Source organism: Streptomyces sp. NPDC090088, assembly GCF_044747345.1.
GTDB lineage: Bacteria > Actinomycetota > Actinomycetes > Streptomycetales > Streptomycetaceae > Streptomyces.
Window position 1 is genome coordinate 347,768 of sequence record NZ_JBIVDZ010000006.1, and the last position, 23,734, is coordinate 371,501.

The following is a 23,734-nucleotide window of genomic DNA, read 5'->3' on the forward strand; positions in this document are numbered from 1 at the left end:
GCGGGTGCGTTGTGGCTGGTCGCGCAGTTCCCCGCGCCCCTTCAGGTAGGGCAGGTGCCCGCCTTGGAAAGGGAGCCCCATGCTTGATCATGTCATCAGGGGTGCGACCGTCGTGGACGGCACCGGCGCACCCTCCTTCACCGCCGACGTCGGCATCCGTGACGGTCGTATCGCCGTCGTCGGGACCGTCACCGAGGAATCGCGTACGGCCGAGGACGCGGCCGGGCTCGTCCTCGCGCCCGGGTTCGTCGATCCGCACACGCACTACGACGCGCAGCTCTTCTGGGACCCGTACGCGGTCCCCTCGTTGAACCACGGCGTCACGACCGTGGCCGCCGGGAACTGCGGGTTCACCCTCGCCCCCCTCAACCCGTCCCGCCCCGGCGACGCCGACTACACGCGGCGCATGATGTCCAAGGTCGAGGGGATGTCGCTGGTCGCCCTGGAGGAAGGGGCGCCGTGGAGCTGGAGCTCCTTCGGGGAGTATCTGGACGCGCTCGAAGGGCGGATCGCCGTCAACGCCGGGTTCATGGTGGGGCACTGTGCGCTGCGCCGGTACGTGATGGGGGCGGACGCGGTGGGCGGGCAGCCGAGTGAGGAGCAACTCGGCGAGATCGTGAGGCTGTTGCACGAAGCCATGGACGCGGGGGCGTGGGGGTTCTCCACCACCCAGTCCAGTACGCACTCGGACGGGGACGGGCAGCCGGTCGCCTCCCGGCACGCGCGGCCGGCCGAGCTGCTGGCCATGTCCCGGGCCGTCGGCGAGCACGAGGGGACGCAGATCGAGGCGATCGTCGCCGGGTGCCTCGACCAGTTCAGCGACGCCGAGATCGAGCTGTTCGCCGAGATGAGCGCGGCGGCCGGGCGGCCGTTGAACTGGAACGTGCTGACGGTGGACGCGGCCGTGCCGGAGCGGGTGCCGCGGCAGCTGCAGGCCAGTGAGCGGGCCCGGAAGGCGGGCGGCAGGGTGGTGGCGCTGACCATGCCGATCCTCACGCCGATGAACATGTCGCTGGGGACCTTCTGCGCGCTGAACCTGATACCGGGCTGGGGGCCGGTCCTCGGGCTGCCCGTGCCGGAGCGGATCGCCCGGCTCCGGGACCCGGAGGTACGGGCGGAGCTGCTGGAGCGCGCCCAGTCCAAGGAGGCCGGGGTGTTCCGGCGGCTGGCGAACTTCGGGCGGTATGTCATCGGGGACACGTACAGCGAGGCGAACGCCGGGCTGTCGGGGCGGGTGGTGCGTGACATAGCACAGGAGCGCGGCCAGGACCCCTTCCACTGCCTGGTCGAGATCTGCGCCGCCGACGAACTCCGTACCGTCCTGTGGCCGATGCCCACCGACAACGACCCCGCCTCCTGGGCGCTGCGCGCCGAGACCTGGCAGCACGAGGACGTCATGCTCGGCGGGTCCGACGCCGGGGCGCATCTCGACCGGATGTGCGGGGCGCCGTACACCACCCGGTTCCTCGGGGACTGCCTGCGCGGCCGGAAGCTGCTCGGCCTCGAACAGGCCGTGAAGATGCTGACCGACGATCCCGCCCGGCTCTTCGGGCTGCGGGAGCGGGGGCGGATCGCGGAGGGCTGGCACGCGGACCTCGTGCTCTTCGACCCGGAGCGGATCGCCGCCGGCCAGGCCACCCTGGTGCACGACCTGCCGGGAGACAGTCCCCGGCTGGACTCGAAGGCGATCGGGGTGCGGGCGGTCTGGGTCAACGGCGTCGAGGCCATCCGGGACGACGTGGTGAGCGGGGCCGTACCGGGGAAGGTGCTGCGCTCCGGTCGGGACACCAGGACGGTGAGCACCCGGTGAGCGACGTGGCGGACGGGCAGCGGCTGTTCGTGGGCGGTGCCTGGACGGAGCCCGACGGCGGGCACTACGCGGTCGTCGACCCGGCGACCGAGGAGACCGTCGGCTGGGCCCCGGAGGCCTCCGAGGGCCAGGTGCTGGCCGCCTGCGCCGCCGCCCGGGAGGCGTTCGGGGCATGGTCGCGGACACCGGCGGGGGAGCGGGCGGCGGTCCTGGGGCGGGCCGCCGACCTCATCCGGGGGCGGCTGGCCGAGTACGCGGACCTCGCCCGCGCCGAGACGGGCGCGACCACGGCCACCGCCCGGGCGATGCAGGTGGGGGTGGCGGCGGCCCGGTTCCGCCGGTACGCCACCGTCGAACCGGCCGAGTGGGCGATCCCGCCGCAGATCAACGAGGCCGGGCCGATGGGCAGGGCCGGTGTGATGGGCGCGCTGGCGGTACGCCAGCCGGTCGGGGTCGTCAGCTGCATCACGTCGTACAACAACCCGTGGGCCAACCCGGCGGGCAAGGTCGCGCCGGCGCTGGCGATGGGCAACACGGTGGTCGTGAAGCCCGCCCCGCAGGATCCGCTGTCGGTGTACCGGATGGCGGAGGCGCTGGAGGCGGCGGGCGCCCCACCGGGTGTGGTGAACGTCGTCTCCGGCCGGTCGACCGGGGTCGGCGAGGCCGCCGTGGCCTCGGCCGACGTCGACATGGTGAGCTTCACCGGCTCCACCGCCGTCGGGCAGCGCATCGCCGAGGCGTGCGGGCGGGACATGAAACGCCAGTTGATGGAGCTGGGCGGCAAGGGCGCGGCGGTCGTCCTCGCGGACGCGGACGTCGGGTCGGCGGTGGCCGGGATCGGCACCACCTTCTCCTTCTACAGCGGGCAGATCTGCACGGCGCCGACCCGGGTGCTGGTGCAGCGCGCGCTGTACGACCGGCTGGTGACGGAACTGGCCGCGTACGCGGGCCGGTTGAAGGTCGGCGACCCGACGGAACCCGGCACGGTGGTGGGACCCGTGATCACCGCCGAGCACCGGGCGCGCGTCGAGTCGTACGTCGAACTCGCGCGGAAGGAAGGGGCCACCGTGGTGGCCGGCGGCGAACGCCCGTCGCCGGAACGGGGTTTCTACGTCGCCCCCACCCTCCTCGCCGACTGCACGAACGACATGCGCGCGGCCCGGGAGGAGATCTTCGGCCCGGTCGTCTCCGTGGTCCCCTTCGACGACGAGGAGGAGGGCATCGCCCTCGCCAACGACTCCGACTTCGGCCTCATCGACTACGTCTGGTCGGGCGATGTCGCCCGCGCCTTCCGGGTGGCGCGGCGGCTGCGGGCCGGCGGCGTCGGGATCAACACGGTGGGGCGGAACATGGAGGCGCCGTTCGGCGGGTTCAAGAAGAGCGGGGTGGGCCGGGACGTGGGCTCGTACGCGCTGCACGCCTACAGCGAGGTGCAGGCGATCGTCTGGCCGGGCTGAGAGGTCGACGGGGTCTCTTTGCTTGCCCTTTGGGGATCGGTGAGGAGTCCCGTGCGGGCAGAGATCGTGAAACCGGTTCCGGAAGCGGTGGCGGATCCGTAACGTCCGGACTCGACAAGGGGGACGGCCGGTTTCCGAATCGTCGATGTCCGGCCGCTCCCTTCCCGGAACACGCACGACATCCCTGGAGCCCACTCCATGAAGCTCGCCAAGAGAATCGCCCTGACCACCACGGCCGTCGCCGCCGCGGGCGCCGCCACCCTGCTGGGTACGACCGCCGTCCAGGCCTACTCCGCGCAGCCCGCCCGCCTCCCGGCCGTGCACGCCCCCGCCGCGCTCGCCGTGCCCGACGGCAACAAGCTGACCGGCGTCTACTCCGCGCACGGCGTGCAGACCTACACCTGCACCGACGGCGCCTGGAAGCTCCTGGAGCCCGCCGCCACCCTCTCCGACAAGCGGGACCGCGCCCACCGCCCGGTCGCCCTGCACTCCCGCGGCCCGGTCTGGGTCTCCACGGTCGACGGCAGCGCGGTCAACGCCTCGGCGGTCGCCACGTCCGCCAAGGACGGCGCCGTCCCCGAGCTGCTCCTGAAGGCCACGGCCACCCGCGGCGCCGGGACGTTCGAGGGCGTCACCTACATCCAGCGCCTGGACACCGAGGGCGGCGTGGCCCCCGCGGCTGCCTGCACCGGCACCGACCAGATCTCGGTGCCGTACTCGGCGACGTACGCCTTCTACAAGGCCGCCAGCTGAACTAGTCGGTGAGATCGACCCGGACCGTCAGCAGCTGCGTCCCCAGCATCTTCACGGCCGCGCTGTTGCCCTTGGGCAGGGTGCGCAGGCGGGCGACCGGGTCGTCGTCGGGCAGCAGGTGGGCGGTGCCGTGATGCCACCGCCCGCCGATCCGCACCCGCACCCGCGGATCGGCCTGGATGTTCCGCACGTACTGCGACTTCGTCCCGAACTCCGACACCAGCCAGAAGGTGTCCCCGACCCGCTTCCCGCCCAACGGCGTCCGCCGCGGCCGCCCGGAGACCCGCCCGGTGGTCTCCAGCAGCGTCTGGAAGGGCAGCAGCCGGGTCAGGGGGTTGGCGACGTGCCGCTGGAAGGCGGTGGTGATCCGGAATCTGCGATCCGACATGCTTCCTCTGTTTCCGAGGTGGGCCACGGCCTCACCGTCCGTCGGGGCTCTTCACCAGATCGAGCAACGCCTCGAAGGCTACGGCGCTGACGGTGAGGACGTTCCGGGGCGGCTCGGCGTCGGCTATGCGGACGGTGGTGGGTGTGGTGGATATGTGGACGCAGGCCTCGCCTTCTTGGCAGTACGACGACTTCCGCCAGCGGCACGTGGACATACCGGCTCCTTCACAGGCTCTGAGTGACGGCGTGGATCAGGTCCCGGGACTTGGCAGGGCTGAGGGCGGTGGCTTCGACGACGTCCAGGAGGCGTCGGTACTTCTCCAGGTGAGCCTCGGCATCGAGCAGTACGGGACCGTGGAACTGGTCGAGTTGTACGGTGTCGAGTTCCGTCACCGGCCCGCACAGGTAGTTGATGGACTGGCCGGATCCCGGGAACGCCCCGACATCGAAGGGAAGCACCCGAAGGGTGATGTGGTCCCGCAGGCTCATGTCGATCAGATGCCTGAGCTGCTGCCGGGCCACCCGCGGACCGCCGACCCGCATGTGCAGGGCAGCTTCGTGGATTACGGTGCTGTACGGATTCGGGTTCTCCCGGTACACCACGTCCTGGCGTTTGATGCGGTGCGAGACCCGGTGCTCCACCTCCGGCGGAGTGAGGGCCGGGATCGCTCGGCTGAAGATCTCCCGGGCGTGTTCGGCGATCTGGAGCATGCCGGGGACGTGCGAGGTGAAGGCGGTACGGACGGCCGTCGCGTGGTGCTCCAGCTCCGCGAGGGTGAGCAGCCCCGACGGCAGTACTTCGCGGTAGGCCTCCCACCACCAGCCGCGCGCCTTCTCGGCCGCCATGTCGGCGAGGGCGTCGATGTAGCGCCGGTTCGTGCACGAGTAGAGGTTGGCCATCGCCCGGACGCGGTCGGGGCTCACCCCGAACCTGGCGGACTCCACGTTGCTGAGTTGACCCGAGCTGGTGCCGAGCATCTGCGCGGCCTCGGTGGAGGTAAGGCCCGCCCGCTCACGGAGTTTGCGCAGTTCGGTGGCGAGCCGGACGCGTCGGGCCGTCGGCGCGGGCCTTGGCGTCATGAGTGCTCCTTCTGACGGGCGTGCAGCGAGCTTGTCACTCACACGAGGGAGAAGAGGCCGAGATCCTTCGAAAGTTCGCAAAGCTGCTTTGCGGGACCTCTATCGTCATTCCCGGGCGCCTCACCTGGAAGCGCACCGTGGGACGCCACGGCACAGACACCAGGCACCTGTCCAACTCCCCTCAGCGACCGGAGACTTCCGATGGTCACCGTATCCCCGTCCTGGACGTACACCCTGCACCTTCCACGCGATCCACGCGCACCAGGTATCGCACGGGGCGCGCTCAGGCTGATTCTCGCCGCGCACGAGTTGCCGGAGCTGACCCCGACCGCGGAGCTGGTGGCGGCCGAGCTGCTGGCCAACGCGCACTGCCACACCAAGGGGCCGTACGCCCTGCGTCTCCGCTCGGCCGAGCCCGGCCGCCTCCGCGTGGCCGTATGGGACACGGACCCGCACGTCCCGCCCGGCTTCTCGCACGCGCCCGCCCCGCCACCCCCACCCGACGCCGAGCACGGCCGCGGACTGCCCCTGGTGCGGGCCTGCGCGGACAGGTGGGGCGTGTCGGAGTTCCGCGAGTTCGGGAAGCTGCTGTGGGCCGAGTGCGGAGCCGGGGCGGTGGCGTGGTGACGAGGGCCATACTGGGAGCTGGAGCGATGTCCGTCGGTCAGGAGCTGATCATGAGCGCACAGCCCGAGCACGGCTGGGGAGCGATGCCGCTTCCGGAGATCCGGACCGTGGACGACCTGCGCAGCGCGCTCAGCCGCTACGGCTTCCCGGGCGACCGGGAACGTTTCGAGGAGGAGCTGGCAGCCGCCATAGGAGCCTCCCCGACCAACGACTTCGCCGGCGCCGCAGCCGTGGTCCGGGCCTACCGGCACCGGATCCTGATCAGGAACTCGCCCGAGATCATGACGGCACTGGAGGACGCACGAGCCGGAGGCGGCGGCGCGTGAACGAAGTCCCGTTGGAGGAGGCCGAGCCTGCCAGGAAGGCGTTCGGCGACCTGACGGAGGGGGAGCGGGAAAGGGCGCGGGAGGCGCTCGCCGCCATTGCCCGCGATCCGGCCGTGGGTCGCGAGATCCCCGGCTGGCGGCCCCCCTCCGTGGAGTACACGTACACCACACCCCTCGCGCGTGACTCGGCCGAGGCGATCACCGTCGTGTACACGCACACCCCGGGTATGGGCGTGACCGTCGTGTACTACTTCCGTGATCCACAGGTGGTGGACTGAGCGGTTCTCCTCACCGGAGCCCACAGGGTTCCCGTCCGGCTGCTCGATGCGAGAGTTCGCCATCGCGTCAGGCGAGGTGTTCCACCGGGGCGGGCCAGTGACCTCGCTCGGAGAGGTGGAGCACGAGACCCGCGATGTTCCAGGCGTCGTCCTCGCCGCGATGGTGGCGGCCTTCGAGCCGTAGCCCGGCGAGTTCCAGGGCCTGGGCCATGCCGGGGCGCTTGCGCAGGCCGTACGCGTCGGTGAAGGCGGCCTTGGCGTTGGTGTGGCGGCGGTTGAAGGGATAGGCGGTCCGGGTCGCCCGGCACTGCCGGGTGAACTGGTGGCGGTCGTAGTCGCCCCAGCTGATCCAGGGCCGGGCGCCCGCGTGGTGCTCGGCGGCCAGCAGCCGGCACGCCTCGGTGAAGGTGACCCCCCGGTCGACCTCGGACCGGGTGAGGCCGGTCAGCTCCGTGCAGAACCCGCTGACCGTGGACCGGGCGGGCCGCACCAGGATCCGGTGCCGGGCCAGGCGCTCACCGGCCGCCAGGTCGACGACGGTCAGCCCGATCTCGATGATCTCGCTGACCTCGCCGGGCGGCGGGGACCCGGTCCAGCAGGTCGCTTCGACGTCCACGACGTTGACGAGACCCGCGGTCCAGGTGCTGTCCATGACGGAAGCGTAGGGAGGCGCGCCCGGCCGCGGCACGTTGTTTTCGGCGGCAGCGCGCCGCGTGCCCTGGGCGGCCGGCGCGGGCACCGAAAACGACGGGCGGACGCCCGGCGCCCTTGCTACCGTGACCGGTATGAAGCGCGCTGCCATGACGACGACGCCGGAGAGTGTCCCGGCGCGCTGACAGACGATCTGATGCGAAGCCCCGGGGCAGGTGCCCCGGGGCTTCGTCGTAGGCCCGGTCCCCTGCTCCGCAACCAGCGAGGGAGACCGTGATGACCACCGTGCACGACCACCGCAGACTCGGCCGCGAACTGAACCTGTTCGACACCGACCCGCTGATCGGCGCGGGCCTGCCGTACTGGCTGCCCGACGGCGCCGTCGTGCGGCACACCCTGGAGGAGTACATCCGCGCCGCCGAGCGCCGGGCGGGCTACCGGCACGTGTACTCGCCGGTGCTCGGCAAACGGGAGCTGTACGAGATCTCGGGGCACTGGGCGCACTACAGCGACGACATGTTCCCCCCGATGGAACTCGGCGGTGAGCAGGTCGTCCTGCGGCCGAGCCTGTGTCCGCACCATGCGGTGATCTACCGTTCCCGTTCCCACAGCTACCGCGAACTGCCCCTGCGGATGGCCGAGCTCGGCGGTATGTACCGCTCCGAACTCTCCGGTGTGCTCGGCGGGCTGACCCGGGTACGGGCCATCCAGCTCAACGACGCGCACATCTTCTGCACCCTGGACCAGGTCGCCGGGGAGGCGCGGGCGGCGCTGGAGATGATCCGCCGGGCCTACGAGGCGCTCGGCATCACCGCGACCCGCTACCGGCTCTCCCTGCCGGGCCCCGGCGGCAAGTACGTGGCCGCACCCGAGAAATGGCGACGGTCCACCGCCCTGCTGACCGACGTCCTCGACCGTTCCGGCCTGCCCTACGAGGCGGCCGAGGGGGAGGCCGCGTTCTACGGCCCCAAGATCGACGTCCAGGTCACCGATGCGGCAGGCCGGGAGTCCACCCTGTCCACCGTCCAGGTCGACTTCCATCAGCCCGAACAGTTCGACCTGCACTACATCGGCGCGGACGGCGCCAGACACCGCCCGGTCATGGTCCACCGCAGCATCATCGGCAGTGTGGAGCGAGCCGTCGCCCATCTCGTCGAACAACACGGCGGGGCCTTCCCCGCCTGGCTCGCCCCCACCCAGCTGGTGATCCTCCCGGTCTCCGGCACCGAACTGCCGGGCGCCGAGGCGCTCGCCCGCCGCTGCGCCGACCTCGGGCTGCGGGCCGAGATCTCCGGCCCGGAACACGGCAGTCTGGGCGCACGCGTCCGGGCGGCCCGCCTGGTTCCCTACCAAGCGGTCATCGGCGCCAGGGAAGCCGCTGACGGCCTCGTCGCACTGCGGCTGCGCGACGGACGCCGACTCGACCCGCAGCCGGCCGGTGACGTCCTGACCCGCATCGGCACCCTCGTCGACGCGCACAGCACCGACCTGTGGCACGGCGGGGCGGGTCCGTGAGGGACGGAGGCGACCAGGACAGCGCTGATGGCACGATGCCCCGGTGAGTTACTTCTCGTACGACCGCATCGGTCCTGGTCATGGCCGGCAGCCTCTCCCTGAGCCGCGGCCGGTCGAGCCCGGTGAGTGGCCGAAGCTGGAGGCCGCGCTCGCCGTGGTCAACCGGGATCTGACGGCCACCCTGCCGGGTCAGGACGCGCTGGTACTGATGGTCGACCCGGGACCGTCCCTGCCCCCGGGCGGAATCGACCGGGGGCAGGTCCACGTGGCGATGCCCGACGGCCGTTGGCACGGCAACCAGGTGAACGCGTGGGACCCCGAGGAGGACGACCCGCTGGAGCCGGACGACGAGATGACGGTGCTGAGGGTGGTCGCGGACGCGGCGCAGGAGACCGTCGTGGAGCTGCTCTGGCAGGTCTGGCCGATCTGCGGGGAACACAAGCTCGGCATGCACGCCCGTCCCGCGGGCACCGCCGGCGACTGGTACGCGGATGCCACGGACGCGGCCGGCCCGCCGGTGTGGTGGTGCCGGGGCGGCCGGGACGGCGCGAGCCATGACGTCGCCCCGGTCGGCGAGCTGGCCGCCACCCTGCCGGGAAAGCAGCGCCGGGCCCTGCGGCGCACGGAGCGCAAGCGGGACGGCGGCCGGTAGCCGCAGGTGCCTACGGGCATGGTTCGGGGACCCGTTCGACACCGGACGCGACACCGGACGTGACAGGACCGGACGTGACAGGACGGACGTGACAGGACCGGACGCGACAGGACGGACGCGGCAGGACGGACGCGACAGGGCCGGTTCGGGAGGTTCGCCCAGGCGGACCTCCCGACGGTCCGCCCTCAGCCGCGGTCGGCGGCCCGGCCCAGGAAGATCGGATTGGTCAGGGCCGCGAGGGCGCCGGGGAGGGGGCCGGCCGCGGTCTCGTGGCGGAGTTCGGCGCGTACGTAGGCGGCGTACGACGGGGTCGTGCGCCACTCCACCACGCCCGAGCCGGTCACCGGCAGCGGGTCGCTGGTCAGCAGGACGCCCTCGTCGGTGACGAGCCGGATCGTGCAGCGCGGTACGCCCGAGGCCTCCAGACGCAGGGTCACCGTGCTGTCGGCCGCCACCTCCAGCCGCTCGCCGATCCCGGCCCGCTCGCCGCGGCTGCCGGTGGCCGTGAAGCTCAGCGTCACGTTCTTCGACTCGGCGATGTAGGAGCGGCCCGCGCGCAGCCCGTCCTGGATGGCCTCGCGGCTCAGGTCGTCGGCGAGGACGACGGTCTGGGGCAGGCCCACCGCGTCCGGGTCGCGGTGCGCGTCGCTGTTGCCCATGGCCGGCAGCCACTGCCTGTTGTCGCGCACCGAGGCGACCAGGGTGGCGTCCCAGGCGTTGAGGGCCACCTCGTCGTCGGGGGTGTACGGCCCGTTCCAGACCTCGACCGCGTCCGCGTCCCCGAAGCCGAACTTCCAGGCGCAGCCCACGCAGGTCGCGTGCGGATGCGCCGGTACGACCAGACCGCCGGCCCGGTGGATCTGGTGGGCGAAACGGCCGAAGCGGTTGTCGCGGGCCCGGTAGCGCCAGTCGACGAAGGTCCCGGGTTCGGTGCCGAGGGCCACGACATGGCCGTTGCGGGTGGTGATCTCCTCGCCCAGCATGATCAGCAGGTCGTCGCCGGCCTGGTCCGCCCAGTGCGCGTGCGAGGCGTGGGTGTTGTGCTCGGAGGAGTTGATGAAGTCCAGGCCGGCCGCGCGGGCGAGGGCCGCGATCTCGGCGGGGGTGCGGCGGCCGTCGGAGTACCAGGAGTGCAGGTGGCAGTCGCCGCGGTACCAGTCCCGGCCCCGGCCGCGCGCCCGCTCCGGGGGGTAGACGGGCGGGACGACGGCGCCCGGTTCGCCGTACGTCAGCGTGACCGTCAGCTGGTACGTCAGGCCCTGCGGGGCGACCGTGTAGGGGCCCAGCGCGATGTGCCAGGTGCCGGCGCCGACCGGGCCCGGGAGGTAGCCGGGGGTCGCGTCGTCGGCGCGGACGAAGAACTCGGTGCGGGCGCCGCCGGACCAGCCCCGGAAGCCCTTGCCGCCCAGTTCGGTGCCGTGCTGGTCGAAGAGGCCGATGTCGAGCGCGTTGCCGGTGGTGCCGGCCGGCACGCTCGGTCTGTCGTAGGTGTAGGAGACCTTGATCTCCCGTACGCCGGTGGGGACTTCGACCGGTACGTACACGAAGTCCGGGCAGCCGGGCGGCAGTGTGCCGCTCAGCGTGCGGGTCTCCTGGTCCTGGCCGTCCGCCGCCGCGAAGCTCACGGTTCCCAACGTAAGGGCTGTGGCGGCGCCCGTCACGATCAGCGCGCGTCTGCCGATGCCGTGCGTGTCCTCACACATGCCGCTCACTCTCCTCTCTGGACGTGAACTCCCCCGGAAGGACAGGGAATCCACAGGCGTCCGTATGTCATGTGCATAGCGGTGTGAAAGGAGGGGCGTGTGATGCCGACCAGTCGGTATGGACATATCGCGCCACCCCCGGTACAGATGGGTCATGCGTATCGCCGTCACGATCTTCCTCACCGACGAGACCATCGCCCCCGTCCGACTCGCCCGTGAGCTGGAGGCGCGCGGTTTCGCCGGCCTGTACCTGCCCGAGCACACCCACATCCCCGTCGAGCGGACCACTCCGTACCCGGCGGGCGGCGACCTGCCGCGCGAGTACGGCCGTACCCTCGACCCCTTCGTCGCCCTCGGCCAGGCCGCCGCCGTCACCGAGCGCCTCGGCCTCGGCACCGGCATCACCCTGGTCGCCCAGCACGACCCGATCGACCTCGCCAAGCAGATCGCCACCCTCGACCACCTCTCCGACGGCCGCTTCACCCTCGGCGTCGGCTTCGGCTGGAACGTCGAGGAGGCCGCCGACCACGGGGTGCGGTGGCGGACCCGGCGCGAGCTGGGCCGGGACCGGATGGCCCTGATGCGGGCGCTGTGGGCCGAGGAACCGACCGCCTACGAAGGGGAGTTCGGGAGCGTCCGCGCCTCCTCCGCCTTCCCCAAGCCCGTCCAGAAGCCGCGCGGTCCGGTCACCGGCCCCCGCACGCTGGTCGGCGGGGCGGCGGGGCCGAAGCTGTTCACCCACATCGCCGAGTACGCGGACGGGTGGATGCCGATCGGGGGGCGTGGACTGACCGAGTCCCTGCCGGTGCTCCGCTCGGTCTGGGCCGACGCGGGGCGGGACGCGGAGGCGCTCCAGGTGGTGCCGTACGCGGTCTTCCCGAGCGCCGGAAAGCTCGCGCACTACGCCGAGTTGGGGATCGAGGAGGTCGTGGTGCAGTTGCCTCCGGCGGGGGAGGCGGAGGTACTGGGGGTGCTGGACGCGTACGGGGAGTACCTGTGAGTGGGCGGGTGCGGGTTGTGCGTGGTCGCTCGCGCAGTTCCCCGCGCCCCTAAAAGCAAAAGAAGGGGCGCTGCAGCAAGCGCCCCTTCAGGGGCGCGGGGAACTGCGCGAGCAACCCCCGCGCACCCGCAGCCGACGGCGCACCGCCGCCCCGCCAACCCCACCGAACCCGAACGTATGCTCAAAGAATGACGACTTCCGCGACCCCCGGAACCGGCCCCACCGAGAACTCCATGCGTCGCGCCCTCAAACGCGCTCGGGACGGCGTCGCCCTCGACGTCGCCGAGGCCGCCGTCCTGCTCCAGGCGCGCGGTGAGGCGCTGACCGATCTCGCCGCCTCCGCCGCCCGGGTCCGGGACGCGGGCCTCGCGGAGGCGGGCCGCCCCGGTGTCATCACGTACTCGAAGAGCGTCTTCATCCCCCTCACCCGCCTGTGCCGTGACAAGTGCCACTACTGCACGTTCGTCACCGTGCCCGGCAAGCTCCGCCGGGCCGGGCACGGGATGTTCATGTCCCCCGACGAGGTGCTCGACGTCGCCCGCAAGGGTGCGGCCCTCGGCTGCAAGGAAGCCCTGATCACCCTCGGCGACAAGCCGGAGGACCGCTGGCCGGAGGCGCGCGAGTGGCTCGACGCGCACGGTTACGACGACACGATCGCCTATGTCCGGGCCATCTCCGTCCGCATCCTGGAGGAGACGGGGCTGCTGCCTCACCTCAACCCCGGCGTGATGTCCTGGACGGACTTCCAGCGCCTGAAGCCCGTCGCGCCCTCCATGGGCATGATGCTGGAGACGACGGCCACCCGGCTGTGGTCCGAGCCCGGCGGCCCGCACCACGGCTCCCCGGACAAGGAACCCGCCGTCCGGCTGCGGGTCCTCGAGGACGCGGGCCGGTCGTCCGTGCCCTTCACGTCCGGGATCCTGATCGGCATCGGCGAGACGTACGAGGAGCGCGCCGAGTCGCTCTTCGCGCTGCGGCGCGTGGCCCGGTCGTACCACGGCATCCAGGAACTGATCATCCAGAACTTCCGCGCCAAGCCGGACACGGCGATGCGCGGCATGCCGGACGCCGAGCTGGACGAACTGGTCGCGGCGGTGGCCGTGGCGCGGCTGGTCATGGGGCCGGCCGGCAACATCCAGGCGCCGCCCAACCTCGTCGCCGGCGAGTACGAGCGGCTGATCGCGGCCGGTATCGACGACTGGGGCGGGGTCTCCCCGCTCACCATCGACCACGTGAATCCCGAGCGCCCCTGGCCGCAGATCGAGGAACTCGCCCAGCGGTCGGCCGCGGCGGGCTTCGAGCTGCGGGAACGTCTCTGCGTGTACCCGGAGTTCGTCCGCCGCGGCGAGCCCTGGCTGGACCCCCGGCTGCGCCCGCACGTGGCCGCGCTCGCCGACCCGGCCACGGGCCTCGCGGTCGCGGACGCGGTCGTGGAGGGGCATCCGTGGCAGGAGCCGGAGGAGGTCTTCGTCGCGAGCGGCCGTACCGATCTGCACACCGCCATCGACACCGAGGGCCGTACGACCGACCGCCGCGACGACTTCGACGAGGTGTACGGCGACTGGGGCGCCCTGCGCGAGGCGGCGGCCCCCGGGATGGCGCCGGAGCGCATCGACACGGACGTACGCCAGGCCCTGGCGACCGCGGCCGACGACCCGACGAGGCTCACCGACGCCGAGGCCCTCGCCCTCTTCCACGCGGACGGCCCGGCGCTGGACGCGCTGACCCGGATCGCCGACGACGTGCGGAGGTCGGCGGTCGGCGACGACGTCACCTACATCGTCACCCGCAACATCAACTTCACCAACGTCTGCTACACCGGCTGCCGTTTCTGCGCCTTCGCGCAGCGCCGCACCGACGCGGACGCCTACACCCTCTCCCTGGACCAGGTCGCCGACCGCGCCCAGCAGGCCTGGGACGTCGGCGCGGTCGAGGTCTGCATGCAGGGCGGCATCCACCCGGACCTGCCCGGCACGGCGTACTTCGACATCGCGAAGGCGGTGAAGGAACGCGTCCCCGGCATGCATGTGCACGCCTTCTCGCCGATGGAGGTCGTCAACGGCGCGACCCGCACCGGCCTGTCGATCCGGGAGTGGCTGACCGCGGCGAAGGAGGCGGGCCTCGACACCGTCCCGGGGACGGCGGCCGAGATCCTCGACGACGAGGTCCGCTGGATCCTCACCAAGGGCAAGCTGCCCGCCGCCACCTGGATCGAGGTGGTCACCACCGCCCACGAGCTGGGCATCCGCTCCTCCTCCACCATGATGTACGGCCATGTCGACCAGCCCCGCCACTGGCTGGGCCACCTGCGCACCCTGGCCTCCATCCAGCAGCGCACCGGCGGCTTCACCGAGTTCGTGACGCTGCCCTTCATCCACACCAACGCGCCCGTCTACCTGGCCGGCATCTCCCGCCCGGGCCCGACCATGCGCGACAACCGGGCGGTGACGGCGATGGCCCGTCTCCTCCTCCACCCCCACATCCCGAACATCCAGACAAGCTGGGTGAAACTGGGCGCGGAGGGTGCGGCGGAGATGCTCCGCTCGGGGGCGAACGACCTGGGCGGGACGCTGATGGAGGAGACGATCTCGCGGATGGCGGGCTCGTCGTACGGCTCGTACAAGTCGGTCCGGGACCTCGTCGCCGTGGCCGAGGCCGCCGGGCGCCCGGCCAGGCCGCGGACGACGCTGTACGGGCCGGTCCCCGAGGAGCGGCAGCGCGCGGCGGAGGCCTCCGACGGGCACCTTCCGGAGCTGCTGCCGGTGCTGGACTAGCCGATCGGAGCGGGAGGGCGGCGGGGCGCGGCCCGGTACGATGATCCGACCTCTGTCATCTGTACAGGGGGCCCATAGCGGAGGAGATGCGAACCCGTGGCTGCCCGACTGCTGCCCTCCTGGGTCTGGGTCACCGGTCTGACGGCGGGGGCGACGGTGGCCGTCGTCCTCCTCGCCCTCCAGGCCGACAAGGGGCCGCACCCCACGGCCGCGGCGGTCCGCCCGTCGGCGAGCGCGTCCGCGGGCGCGTCGGCGGGCGCCCACGCCTCCGCGTCGCCGGCCCCGGCGAAGGCCCCCGCCGTACCGGCGGCCTCCGGCACCGGCCGCCGGGTCGTCTACTCGCTCGGCGCCGAGCGGGTGTGGACGGTCGACGCGAGCGGCAAGGCGACCCGTACGTTCACGGTGTGGCCGGGGACGGTGAGCCCCGATCCCGGCACCTACACGATCTCCAAGACCCTGGCGTCCACGACCGGCTCGGACGGCGTCCAGATCGAGCACATCCTCTACTTCGCGTCCAAGTCCGGCCTGTCGATCGCCTTCTCCAACGCCGTCGACGGCTCCTCCCCGCCCCCCGCCGCCGGCAAGCAGACCAGCGGCATCCGCATGCACAAGGCGGACGGCACGGCCCTGTGGACGTTCGGCACGGAACCGGACACCAAGGTGACCGTCGTCAAGTAGCCGTCGTCAAGTAGCCGTGGCCAAAGTAGCCGTGGCCAAAGTAGCCGTGGCCAAAGTAGCCGTGGCCAAAGTGGCCGTGGCCAAAGTGGCCGCGGTCGGGTAACCGCGGTCGGGCGGTCGTGGTCAGGTGGCCGTGGACGAGACGACGCGCAGTGGCTGAGCCCGCCGGGGCCGCGGGGCCCGGACGGTCCGCCGCAGCCGCTCGACGGCCGCCGCCGTCTCCTCGTCGGCCGGCAGGAGGACGACCAGCTGCTGGGCCTCCTCGGTGAGGTCGAACGTCACCCGCCGCAGACGGAGCGCGGCGCCCGAGGGGTGCCGCAGCCGCAGGACGCCGCGGGCCGGGACCGCGTGCCGGTTCATCCGGCGGGCGAAGTCGGTCCCGGCGGCCGGCGCGAGCTCCGCCGTGAACCACTCGCCGCTCTCGACGGAGGGCCCGAGCCACAGGTCGAAGGCCTGCTCGTCGGCGACGGTGTCCCAGTCGGCGAAGAGGTCCCGGGCGCGGGCGTCGGTGAAGACGTACCGGGTGAGATTGGGGATCTCGGCGTCCAGGAGCCCGGTCGCGCCCATCACGGCCTCGTACGACCCCGTACGGGCGAGGATGTCGCCGAGCCGGTTGGTGACGAGGGCGAGGCCGGGTTCGAGGAGGCGCAGGCTCTCCAGGACGGCCGGGCGGACCGCGCGCGGCGGCGGCGCCGGCCGCGGGTGCGTGACGCACTCACCGCCGGTGATCTTCGCGAGGTAGCGCAGGTGGGCACGTTCCGCCGGACCGAGGCCGAGGGCGTCGGCGAGGGCGTTGAGGACGGCCACCGACGGACGGCGGTCCCGGCCCTGCTCGATCCGCGTCAGGTACTCGACGCTGATCCCGGCCCGGCCCGCGAGGTCGAGCCGCCGCAGCCCCGGTGACCGCCGCCGGCCGCGCTCCGGCAGCCCGAGCGCCTCCGGCTGGATGCTGTCCCGCTTCGCCCGGACGAAGTCCCCCAGTGGTGTCCCCATGCCGTCGAGGATAGGCACGCCGAACGGGGCCCGGCCCGACGCAGCGTGGCCCTGCGGGGGCCAGCCTGGGCCCGGTCTGGCCGGCCGGCCGGGAGCGGCCCGATCGTGGCGGCATGGACAACGACAACAGGTACCGGCTCGTGATTCTGGTGGGAAGCGTCCGGGAGGGCCGTTTCGGCCCGGTGGTGGCGCGGTGGGTCGCCGAACAGGCGGGCGCGCACGGCGCGTTCGAGGTGGAGGTCGTGGACCTGGCGGCCTACGAGATCCCGTTGACGCTGCCGGCCCAGTCACCGAAGTACGCGGGCGAGACCTACCCCCGTCCGTCCGGCATGGCGGGACTGACGGCGGCGCTGGCGTCGGCGGACGCGTTCGTCGTCGTCACCCCGGAGTACAACCACAGCTATCCGGCGTCGCTGAAGGCCGCCGTCGACTGGCACTTCGACCAGTGGACGGCCAAGCCGGTCGCCTTCGTCAGCTACGGCGGGGCGGCGGGCGGGCGGCACGCGGTGCTGCATCTGGAGAACGTGCTCACCGAACTGCACGCGGTGACCGTCCGGGACGGTCTGGCCTTCCCGAACTACTTCACCGCGTGGCAGGACGGCCGCCCGCTCGACCCCGGGGCGGAGGGGTACGCGAAGACGGTGCTGGACCAACTGGCCTGGTGGACAAGGACGTTGCGCACCGGCCGGGAGGCCGTGCCCTACCCGTCCTGATCCGAGGGGCTCAGCTGTACGACGACGAGCGCGATCCCGGTGAGCACCAGCACCCGGGTCGCGGCGTCGAGTCCGTTCCAGGTCTTCGACTGCCACATGGCGAACCACTCGCCGCCGATGGCGACGAACCCGGCGCCGAAGAGGAGCACGAGCATCAGCAGGCCGTAGGTGGACAGCCGGCGCGCCCGCGCGTGGTCGCGCCGGAACCACAGCACCGTCCCGGCGATCAGCACGAGCGCGGCGACGGTCTCCCAGACGATGATCGCGACGTAGGCGGTGTTCTCAAGTCCCTTGTTCGTGACGGCCCGCCACATCAGGTCGTCGTCCTTGAACGTGGTGTCCATGGCCAGAACATGCTGGACGAAGGCCTGGTTGGTGCCGAAGTCGGTGATGTTCCCGAGGGCGACGAGGGCGATGTAGAGAGCCACCGTGCCGGTGAGCACGGCAGCGGCGAGCGGGAGCGCACGAGGCGCGTGGGAGGTGGACATGTCACGGTCCTTCCCGCTCTCCGCCGTTCACACCCATCACGTCCTGTCGCGTCGCGCCGCGGCGGCGCGTCGCTCGTACGCCGGTACTTTGGTCGAAGTCGCGTGCGAGGGGGGTCTCATGGACACGGCAGACGCCAACACGGCGGACGCCGCCGGACGGATACCCGGCGGAGGGACGGAAGAGCCGGACGGCTTCGCGGAGTTGAGGGCGCGGGAGTTCGGCTACCTCGACGAGGGCGGGCACACCTACCTCGACCACACCGGCGCCGGACTCCCCCCGCGCTCCCTCGTCACGGGCAGCGCCCGGCGGATCACCGGCGGACTGTTCGGCAACCCGCACTCCGAGAGCCCGGCCTCCCGAGCCTCCGGCGTTCTGCTGGCCGAGGCCCGCCGGGCGGTGCTCCGGCACTTCAACGCCGACCCCGACGAGTACGCCGTGATCTTCACCGCCAACGCCACCGGCGCCCTGCGCCTGGTCGGCGAGGCGTACCCGTTCACCCGTGGCAGCAGGCTCGTGATGTCGCTCGACAACCACAACTCGGTCAACGGCCTGCGGGAGTACGCCCGGGCCCGCCGGGCCACCACCGTCTACGTGCCCGGCCTCCACCTCGACGAGGGACGGCTGCGCGCCGCCCTGACCCCGCCCCGGCCGCGCCGGCGGGCCGGCGGCCTGCTCGCCTACCCCGCGCAGAGCAACTTCACCGGCGTCCAGCACTCCCTGGACTGGATCGCCACCGCCCAGGCACAGGGCTACGACGTCCTGCTCGACGCGGCCGCCTTCGCGCCGACCAACGTCCTCGACCTGAGCCGCCACCACCCGGACTTCACCGCCGTCAGCTGGTACAAGGTCTTCGGCCACCCCACCGGCGTCGGCAGCCTGATCGCCCGCCGCGCGGCCCTCGCCAAACTGCGCCGGCCCTGGTTCTCGGGCGGCACCATCTACGCCGTCAGCGCCCGCGCCCAGTGGCACGTCCTCGCCGCCGACGAGGCCGCCTTCGAGGACGGCACGGTCAACTTCCTGTCCCTGCCGGACGTGACCGCCGCACTCGCCTGGATCGACGGCATCGGCATGGACCGCATCCACGCCCACGTCACCGGCCTCACCGACCGGCTCCTCACCGGCTTACGGGCCTTGCGGCACAGCGACGGCTCCCCGCTGATCCGGGTGTACGGCCCCGACCGTGCCGACGCGGCCCGCGGTGGCACGGTCGCGCTGAACGTGCTCGGCGCGGACGGCCGGATCGTCGACGAACGCGTCGTCACCCGTGACAGCGCCGCCCGGGGCATCTCCCTGCGCACCGGCTGCTTCTGCAATCCGGGCGCCGGAGAGGAGGCGTTCGCCCTGCCGCTGATCCGGCTGCGCTCGGCGGCCCGCCGCCGGCTCGGCTCCCTGGAGGACTACCTGGAGCTGCTGGGCCTGCCGTCGGCGGGCGCGGTCCGCGTCTCCCTGGGCGTCTCGTCCCAGCCCGAGGACGTCGACACGTTCCTGACGTTCGTGACCGAGACCTACCGCGACCGGGTACCGGGCGTGACCGGACTGGCCGCACGGGAGGGCTGCTGAGCCCACCGTGTCACCCCGCCGTGTCACCCCGCCGTGTCACCCCGCCGGGCTCACCGCCCCGCCCGGTCCCGCGCCACGCCGTCCCGGCACTTGCGCGCCAGCACCACCCACGTCCAGGCCAGGAACACCAGCGCGAAGCCCGCCAGGACCACCCACCCGCGGCTCGCCGGATGCCCGAAGGAATCCCCGTACGACGCCAGCAGGGGCGGCCCCGCCGGTGAGCCGCCCGACCGCCACAGCGGCTCAAGACCCACCCCGCTGCCCAGCGCCTCGAACGCCCAGCGGTTGGTCATCGCCCAGCTGACCGCCTTCCCGGCCACCGTCATCCGGGGCACCGGCACGAAGGCGCCCGAGAACAGCACCTGGGGGAAGCAGAGCAGCGGCAGCATCAGCGTCGCCTGCCCCGGCTCCGACACCGCCGCCGACGCCAGCAGCCCCAGCGCGAGGGCGGCGGCCGAGGCCAGCACACTCGACGTGAACAGCGATCCGTACGTGTCCCAGCCCGCCGCGGGCAGCCGGTCGAGGGCCCGCAGCACCACCAGCAACAGCGCGTCCGCGACCGCCAGCACCGGCAGCATCGTCGTCAGCTTCGAGGCGACGTACGGCCCGATCCGCAGCCCCGCGAGCCACTCCCGGCGCAGGACCGGCAGCTCGGTGCAGATCTGCAGCAGGCCGTAGGTCAGCCCGAAGAAGAACGCCCCGAACGCGATCCAGAACATGATCATCGCCGTGGAGCCCGGATCCGGCGCCGCCGGATCGAACGCGCCGGCCCGGAACAGCACCGCGAACATCGCCACGATCATCACCGGCGACCCCGCCAGCACGGCCACCGAGAGCCGGTTGTGCAGCAGCAGCGCCGTACCGCGCCGGGTCAGCAGTGCCCACTGCCGCACGGCACCGACCCGCGCCGGACGCGGTGACGGTGACGCTCCGCCGGACCGGGGTACGTCCTCGGGCACGCCCCGCTCGGCGCGGGCGCCGCCCGCCACCGCCTCGTACACCTCCTCCACCGTGCCGACCCCGAACGCCTCGCACAGCGTGCCCGGTTCACCCGCGTACGCGACCTCGCCGCCCGTGGAGAGGAACACGACCTGATCGGCGCGGAGCAGATCGGCGAGGACATGCGTGGTCAGTACGACCGTGGTGCCGTCCTCGGCCAGCGTCCGCAGGGTGCGCAGCAGGGCCGCGCCGGTGACCGGGTCCAGCCCGGACGTCGGCTCGTCGAGGAAGAGCACCCGGGGCCGGGTGAGCAACTCGACCGCGATACTGGCCCGTTTGCGTTCCCCGCCGCTCAGCGCTCGCACCGGGGTCTGCGCCCGCTCCGCCAGCCCGAGCGCCTCCAGCACCCGGTCGACGGCGTCGAGCACGTCCCCTTCAGCCGTCCCCGGCGCCATTCGCAGCCCCGCCGCGTACACCAGCGTGCGGCGCAGCGGCAGCTCGCGGTGGATGATGTCCTCCTGCGGCACGAACCCGAACTCCGGCCCCGGCGGCCCGGGCGGCGCCCCGTCGTGCAGCACCTCGCCCCCGGTCGGCGCGACCAGCCCCGCCAGCGTCTGCAACAGCACGGTCTTGCCCGCCCCGCTGCTCCCCGCGATCGCCGTCACCCGCCCCGGAACGACCTCCACGGACACATCGCTCAGCACCCGCCCCGCCCCACGAACCTCCCGGCTCACCCGACGCGCCCGCAACCGCAGGCCGTTGACGGGCGAACGGAGCGCCTCGGCGGATACGTTGGGATGCGGGGGCGGTATCGGCATGGGGGCAGCATGTCAGGTGAAGACCGCGAACGGACCGGCTATGAGGGGTGCGGCTGATGGGGTCGACGCGGCCGTCGATGCAGGAGCTGATCGCGCGGCGCCGGAGGGCGGGATTCGTCGGCCGGGCCGAGGAGCGGGCGGCGTTCCGGCGCAACCTCGACCTGGCGCCCGAGGACGAGCGGCACCGCTTCCTCTTCCACGTCCACGGTGACGCAGGTGTCGGGAAGACCCGTCTGGTACGGGAGTTGGAGCAGATCGCCCGGGAGGCCGGGGCGCTGACCGGGTACGTCGACGAGGGCGTGGCCGGTGTGCCCGAGGCGCTGGCGGTGCTGGCCCGGCAGTTCGCCGCGCAGGGACGGCGGTTCAAGGAGCTGGAGCGGCTGCTGGCCGCGCACCGGGAGCGGCGGCACGAAGCGGAGGCCGCCCTGGCGACGGTCGGACCGGCGGACCGGGAGGGGCCGTCGGCGGGGAGCCTGGCCGTGGCACGGGCCGCGCAGGTGGGGCTCGGGATGGTGCCGGTGGCCGGTGCCTTCGCGGTCGCCCTGGACCCGGACCGCCTCGCCCAGGGCACCGACCGGCTCCGGGCCCGCTTCCGCAGCCAGGAGGACGCCCAACTGGTGCTGTCCCCAGAGCGGGTACTGACCCCGGTACTGCTGAACGAGCTGGCCGACGCGGCCGACACCGCCCCCTGGATCGTCATCCTCCTCGACACCTACGAGCGCACCGGCCCGTTCCTCGATCCCTGGCTGCACGACGTGATGACCACCGACCGGTACGGCGCCCTCCCCGCCAACGTCGTCGTGGTCACCTCCGGCCAGCACCCCTTCGACACGGCCCGCTGGGGCAGCTTCGCCGACTTCAGGACCGACCTGCCGCTCGGCCCCTTCACCGAGGCGGAGGCCCGGGGCCTGCTCGCGGACAAGGGGGTACGGGACGAGCCGGTGGTCGCCGAGGTGCTGCGCCTGACGGGCGGGCTTCCGGTGCTCGTCTCCACCCTGGCCGAGTCCGGGCCCGTCGGCCCCGAGGACGTGGGGGATCCGAGCGCCACGGCGGTCGACCGGTTCCTGAAATGGGAGCGGGACCCCGTGCGAAGAGCCGCCGCGCAGGCGGCCGCGCTGCCCCGACAGCTCGACGAGGACGCGTTCCGGTCGGTCGTGGACGGTCCCGAGGACCGGGTGGGCACGCTCTTCGCCTGGCTGAGGAGCATGCCGTTCGTCAGCGAGCACGGCGGCCGGTTGCAGTACCACGACGTCGTACGGGCGCCGATGCTCCGACTTCAGCGCCTGCGCTCGCCCCAGGGCTGGGCCGAGCGGCACACCCGGCTCGCGGAGGCGTACGGCAGACGGCGCACGGAGACCGAAGCCGGGCTGCCGCCCGACGAGCTGTGGGCCGACGAGGGGTGGCGGGAGCTGCGGCTCGGTGAGTCGTACCACCTGCTGTGCGCCAGACCCCGCGCCGCGCTCCCGGCGGTCCTCGCCGACCTGGTCACGGCCTGTGCCCACGGCGACGACGTCGTACGGCGCTGGGTGCGGCTGCTGGCCGAGGCGGGCCAGGACGCGGACGCCGAGGCCGTACGGACCCGGGGCGGCGAACTCTCGCGGGCGCTCGCCGGGGGCGGCCTCGCCGAACTGATCCGGCTGCTGCTCGGCCGCGCCCGCGGCGACGAGCCGTGGCGGGCGACGGCCTGGGCGCTGCGAGCCGACGCGCTCGCGCGGGACGGCGCCCACGAACGGGCCCTGGAGGACTACGACCGCGCCCTCGCCCTGGACCCGGCGCTGGTGCGGGCCCACCGCGGTCGCGCCGTCACCCGGGGCGCGTCGGGCGACTACGAAGGTGCGCTCGCCGACCTCGACCGAGTGGTCGAACTGGAGCCGCACAACCCGTGGAACGTCATCCTGCGCGGCGAGCACCACCGGCTGGCCCGCCACCACGACGCGGCCGTGGCGGACCTGAGCGAGGGCATCAGACGCAACCCCGCCAGCGAGTTCGCCCTGGCCTCCCGCGGCGCCGCCCACGAACGCCACGGCGACCTCGACGCGGCCCTCGCCGACTTCGACCACGCCCTGGAACTCAAGCCCGACTACGCCTGGGCCCTCGCCCGCCGCGCCCGCGTCTGGCGCGGCCTCGGCGACCAGCCCCGCCGCCTCGCCGACCTCGACCGTGCCCTCGCCCTGCAACCCGACTGGGCCTGGGGCCGCTGCGAACGCGGAGACGCCCTGCGCGTCAGCGGTCGCGACGCGGAGGCCCTGGCCGACTACGACCGCGCTCTCGAACTCGACCCCGACTACGCGTCGGCGTACGCGAGCCGAGGCGCGTCCCTGTCCAACCTGGGCCGCCAGGACGACGCCCTCACCGACCTGAACCGCGCCCTCGCGCTGAACCCCGGCTACGCCTGGGCCCTGGCGACGCGGGCCCGGGTGCGGCGCAGGCTGGGCGACCTGCCGGGCATGCACGCGGACCTGCGCCGAGCCGTCGCGGCGGATCCCGACACCGACTGGATCAGCCGGGAGCCGGCGGACACCTGAGTCCCG

The 23,734-nt window shown here is 72.9% G+C and carries 22 protein-coding genes; 14 read left to right on the plus strand and 8 right to left on the minus strand.

Features of this window, described 5'->3' with window-relative positions:
* Window positions 1–79: 79 nt before the first annotated feature.
* From ACIPSJ_RS29405 to ACIPSJ_RS29415, 3 genes are all read left to right on the plus strand, one after another.
* Entirely contained in the window at window positions 80–1,810 is a 1,731-nt protein-coding gene (locus ACIPSJ_RS29405) for a D-aminoacylase (protein ID WP_359207068.1), read from the plus strand.
* Window positions 1,807–3,267, plus strand: a complete 1,461-nt coding sequence (locus tag ACIPSJ_RS29410) for an aldehyde dehydrogenase family protein (protein WP_401350597.1) — start codon at window positions 1,807–1,809, stop codon at window positions 3,265–3,267. Before ACIPSJ_RS29405 ends, ACIPSJ_RS29410 begins: the two co-directional genes overlap by 4 nt.
* A gap of 198 nt (window positions 3,268–3,465) precedes the next feature.
* The gene (locus ACIPSJ_RS29415; protein ID WP_359207062.1) at window positions 3,466–4,020 is read left to right on the plus strand and encodes a DUF3455 domain-containing protein; all 555 of its coding nucleotides are present in this window, start codon (window positions 3,466–3,468) and stop codon (window positions 4,018–4,020) included.
* A 1-nt stretch (window position 4,021) separates the two neighbouring features.
* On the opposite strand, the gene ACIPSJ_RS29420 is transcribed toward ACIPSJ_RS29415, so the two are convergent.
* From ACIPSJ_RS29420 to ACIPSJ_RS29430, 3 genes are read right to left on the minus strand one after another with little or no spacing between them, the layout of a single operon-like run.
* Window positions 4,022–4,408, minus strand: coding sequence for a nitroreductase/quinone reductase family protein (locus ACIPSJ_RS29420; protein ID WP_401350600.1), 387 nt, complete (start codon window positions 4,406–4,408; stop codon window positions 4,022–4,024).
* 31 nt (window positions 4,409–4,439) lie between these two features.
* Window positions 4,440–4,622 (minus strand): DUF397 domain-containing protein, encoded by a 183-nt coding sequence (locus ACIPSJ_RS29425; RefSeq protein WP_401350602.1) that lies wholly within the window; start codon window positions 4,620–4,622, stop codon window positions 4,440–4,442.
* A gap of 10 nt (window positions 4,623–4,632) precedes the next feature.
* Complete coding sequence (locus tag ACIPSJ_RS29430) at window positions 4,633–5,487, minus strand: Scr1 family TA system antitoxin-like transcriptional regulator (RefSeq protein WP_401350605.1); 855 nt, start codon at window positions 5,485–5,487, stop codon at window positions 4,633–4,635.
* A 201-nt stretch (window positions 5,488–5,688) separates the two neighbouring features.
* Here ACIPSJ_RS29430 and ACIPSJ_RS29435 point away from each other — a divergent pair, with 201 nt between their 5' ends.
* Genes ACIPSJ_RS29435 through ACIPSJ_RS29445 form a run of 3 tightly spaced genes read left to right on the plus strand, consistent with a single transcriptional unit; the run spans window position 5,689 to window position 6,718 of the window.
* On the plus strand, window positions 5,689–6,114 hold the full coding sequence (locus tag ACIPSJ_RS29435; protein ID WP_359207051.1) for an ATP-binding protein: 426 nt from the start codon (window positions 5,689–5,691) through the stop codon (window positions 6,112–6,114).
* Between the two features lie 50 nt (window positions 6,115–6,164).
* Window positions 6,165–6,440, plus strand: a complete 276-nt coding sequence (locus ACIPSJ_RS29440; RefSeq protein ID WP_359207048.1) for a hypothetical protein — start codon at window positions 6,165–6,167, stop codon at window positions 6,438–6,440.
* The gene (locus ACIPSJ_RS29445; RefSeq protein ID WP_359207045.1) at window positions 6,437–6,718 is read left to right on the plus strand and encodes a hypothetical protein; all 282 of its coding nucleotides are present in this window, start codon (window positions 6,437–6,439) and stop codon (window positions 6,716–6,718) included. The genes ACIPSJ_RS29440 and ACIPSJ_RS29445 overlap by 4 nt, the downstream gene beginning before the upstream one ends.
* Before the next feature lie 67 nt (window positions 6,719–6,785).
* Here ACIPSJ_RS29445 and ACIPSJ_RS29450 read toward each other — a convergent pair whose 3' ends face one another.
* Window positions 6,786–7,370 (minus strand): exonuclease domain-containing protein, encoded by a 585-nt coding sequence (locus tag ACIPSJ_RS29450; RefSeq protein WP_401350609.1) that lies wholly within the window; start codon window positions 7,368–7,370, stop codon window positions 6,786–6,788.
* 284 nt (window positions 7,371–7,654) lie between these two features.
* Here ACIPSJ_RS29450 and thrS point away from each other — a divergent pair, with 284 nt between their 5' ends.
* Both thrS and ACIPSJ_RS29460 read left to right on the plus strand, forming a co-directional pair.
* A complete protein-coding gene (gene thrS, locus ACIPSJ_RS29455) occupies window positions 7,655–8,884 on the plus strand; it encodes a threonine--tRNA ligase (protein ID WP_359207938.1) in 1,230 nt (409 codons plus the stop codon).
* A gap of 43 nt (window positions 8,885–8,927) precedes the next feature.
* Window positions 8,928–9,536 carry a hypothetical protein gene (locus tag ACIPSJ_RS29460; protein WP_401350612.1) on the plus strand — a complete coding sequence of 203 codons (609 nt, stop codon included), beginning with the start codon at window positions 8,928–8,930 and terminating at the stop codon, window positions 9,534–9,536.
* Window positions 9,537–9,721: 185 nt separating this feature from the next.
* On the opposite strand, the gene ACIPSJ_RS29465 is transcribed toward ACIPSJ_RS29460, so the two are convergent.
* A complete protein-coding gene (locus tag ACIPSJ_RS29465; protein WP_401350613.1) occupies window positions 9,722–11,239 on the minus strand; it encodes a CehA/McbA family metallohydrolase in 1,518 nt (505 codons plus the stop codon).
* Window positions 11,240–11,393: 154 nt separating this feature from the next.
* Here ACIPSJ_RS29465 and ACIPSJ_RS29470 point away from each other — a divergent pair, with 154 nt between their 5' ends.
* The 3 genes from ACIPSJ_RS29470 (at window position 11,394) to ACIPSJ_RS29480 (ending at window position 15,691) form a co-directional block, all read left to right on the plus strand.
* On the plus strand, window positions 11,394–12,239 hold the full coding sequence (locus ACIPSJ_RS29470) for an LLM class F420-dependent oxidoreductase (RefSeq protein ID WP_401350616.1): 846 nt from the start codon (window positions 11,394–11,396) through the stop codon (window positions 12,237–12,239).
* Between the two features lie 188 nt (window positions 12,240–12,427).
* Window positions 12,428–15,013, plus strand: coding sequence for a bifunctional FO biosynthesis protein CofGH (locus ACIPSJ_RS29475; protein ID WP_401350618.1), 2,586 nt, complete (start codon window positions 12,428–12,430; stop codon window positions 15,011–15,013).
* Between the two features lie 96 nt (window positions 15,014–15,109).
* Complete coding sequence (locus ACIPSJ_RS29480; RefSeq protein ID WP_359207027.1) at window positions 15,110–15,691, plus strand: hypothetical protein; 582 nt, start codon at window positions 15,110–15,112, stop codon at window positions 15,689–15,691.
* A gap of 123 nt (window positions 15,692–15,814) precedes the next feature.
* Here the strand turns inward: ACIPSJ_RS29480 and ACIPSJ_RS29485 are convergent, their stop codons facing one another.
* Window positions 15,815–16,684 carry a helix-turn-helix transcriptional regulator gene (locus tag ACIPSJ_RS29485; RefSeq protein WP_359207024.1) on the minus strand — a complete coding sequence of 290 codons (870 nt, stop codon included), beginning with the start codon at window positions 16,682–16,684 and terminating at the stop codon, window positions 15,815–15,817.
* A gap of 113 nt (window positions 16,685–16,797) precedes the next feature.
* On the opposite strand from ACIPSJ_RS29485, the gene ACIPSJ_RS29490 reads away from it, so the two are divergent.
* Entirely contained in the window at window positions 16,798–17,397 is a 600-nt protein-coding gene (locus ACIPSJ_RS29490; protein WP_401350621.1) for an NADPH-dependent FMN reductase, read from the plus strand.
* On the opposite strand, the gene ACIPSJ_RS29495 is transcribed toward ACIPSJ_RS29490, so the two are convergent.
* Window positions 17,385–17,885: a DUF2165 domain-containing protein gene (locus tag ACIPSJ_RS29495; RefSeq protein ID WP_355725224.1), complete on the minus strand. Its 501-nt coding sequence runs from the start codon at window positions 17,883–17,885 to the stop codon at window positions 17,385–17,387. The two genes, ACIPSJ_RS29490 and ACIPSJ_RS29495, sit on opposite strands and share 13 nt — an antisense overlap.
* Before the next feature lie 118 nt (window positions 17,886–18,003).
* Here ACIPSJ_RS29495 and ACIPSJ_RS29500 point away from each other — a divergent pair, with 118 nt between their 5' ends.
* The gene (locus ACIPSJ_RS29500; RefSeq protein WP_401350622.1) at window positions 18,004–19,446 is read left to right on the plus strand and encodes an aminotransferase class V-fold PLP-dependent enzyme; all 1,443 of its coding nucleotides are present in this window, start codon (window positions 18,004–18,006) and stop codon (window positions 19,444–19,446) included.
* Between the two features lie 50 nt (window positions 19,447–19,496).
* Here the strand turns inward: ACIPSJ_RS29500 and ACIPSJ_RS29505 are convergent, their stop codons facing one another.
* The gene (locus ACIPSJ_RS29505) at window positions 19,497–21,203 is read right to left on the minus strand and encodes an ATP-binding cassette domain-containing protein (RefSeq protein ID WP_401350624.1); all 1,707 of its coding nucleotides are present in this window, start codon (window positions 21,201–21,203) and stop codon (window positions 19,497–19,499) included.
* Window positions 21,204–21,259: 56 nt separating this feature from the next.
* Between ACIPSJ_RS29505 and ACIPSJ_RS29510 the strand changes: the two genes are divergently transcribed.
* On the plus strand, window positions 21,260–23,728 hold the full coding sequence (locus ACIPSJ_RS29510; RefSeq protein WP_401350626.1) for a tetratricopeptide repeat protein: 2,469 nt from the start codon (window positions 21,260–21,262) through the stop codon (window positions 23,726–23,728).
* The last annotated feature ends 6 nt before the right edge of the window (window positions 23,729–23,734 follow it).

Excerpts from the sequence above, each read along its gene's own strand:
- ACIPSJ_RS29500 (WP_401350622.1), top strand. The coding sequence starts at position 18,004 with ATGGACACGGCAGACGCCAACACGGCGGACGCCGCCGGACGGATACCC.
- ACIPSJ_RS29485 (WP_359207024.1), bottom strand. The coding sequence starts at position 16,684 with ATGGGGACACCACTGGGGGACTTCGTCCGGGCGAAGCGGGACAGCATC.
- ACIPSJ_RS29430 (WP_401350605.1), bottom strand. The coding sequence starts at position 5,487 with ATGACGCCAAGGCCCGCGCCGACGGCCCGACGCGTCCGGCTCGCCACC.
- ACIPSJ_RS29465 (WP_401350613.1), bottom strand. The coding sequence starts at position 11,239 with ATGTGTGAGGACACGCACGGCATCGGCAGACGCGCGCTGATCGTGACG.
- ACIPSJ_RS29435 (WP_359207051.1), top strand. The coding sequence starts at position 5,689 with ATGGTCACCGTATCCCCGTCCTGGACGTACACCCTGCACCTTCCACGC.
- ACIPSJ_RS29510 (WP_401350626.1), top strand. The coding sequence starts at position 21,260 with ATGGGGTCGACGCGGCCGTCGATGCAGGAGCTGATCGCGCGGCGCCGG.
- ACIPSJ_RS29470 (WP_401350616.1), top strand. The coding sequence starts at position 11,394 with ATGCGTATCGCCGTCACGATCTTCCTCACCGACGAGACCATCGCCCCC.
- ACIPSJ_RS29405 (WP_359207068.1), top strand. The coding sequence starts at position 80 with ATGCTTGATCATGTCATCAGGGGTGCGACCGTCGTGGACGGCACCGGC.
- ACIPSJ_RS29415 (WP_359207062.1), top strand. The coding sequence starts at position 3,466 with ATGAAGCTCGCCAAGAGAATCGCCCTGACCACCACGGCCGTCGCCGCC.
- ACIPSJ_RS29440 (WP_359207048.1), top strand. The coding sequence starts at position 6,165 with ATGAGCGCACAGCCCGAGCACGGCTGGGGAGCGATGCCGCTTCCGGAG.
- ACIPSJ_RS29450 (WP_401350609.1), bottom strand. The coding sequence starts at position 7,370 with ATGGACAGCACCTGGACCGCGGGTCTCGTCAACGTCGTGGACGTCGAA.
- ACIPSJ_RS29495 (WP_355725224.1), bottom strand. The coding sequence starts at position 17,885 with ATGTCCACCTCCCACGCGCCTCGTGCGCTCCCGCTCGCCGCTGCCGTG.
- ACIPSJ_RS29505 (WP_401350624.1), bottom strand. The coding sequence starts at position 21,203 with ATGCCGATACCGCCCCCGCATCCCAACGTATCCGCCGAGGCGCTCCGT.
- ACIPSJ_RS29420 (WP_401350600.1), bottom strand. The coding sequence starts at position 4,408 with ATGTCGGATCGCAGATTCCGGATCACCACCGCCTTCCAGCGGCACGTC.
- ACIPSJ_RS29425 (WP_401350602.1), bottom strand. The coding sequence starts at position 4,622 with ATGTCCACGTGCCGCTGGCGGAAGTCGTCGTACTGCCAAGAAGGCGAG.
- ACIPSJ_RS29490 (WP_401350621.1), top strand. The coding sequence starts at position 16,798 with ATGGACAACGACAACAGGTACCGGCTCGTGATTCTGGTGGGAAGCGTC.
- ACIPSJ_RS29475 (WP_401350618.1), top strand. The coding sequence starts at position 12,428 with ATGACGACTTCCGCGACCCCCGGAACCGGCCCCACCGAGAACTCCATG.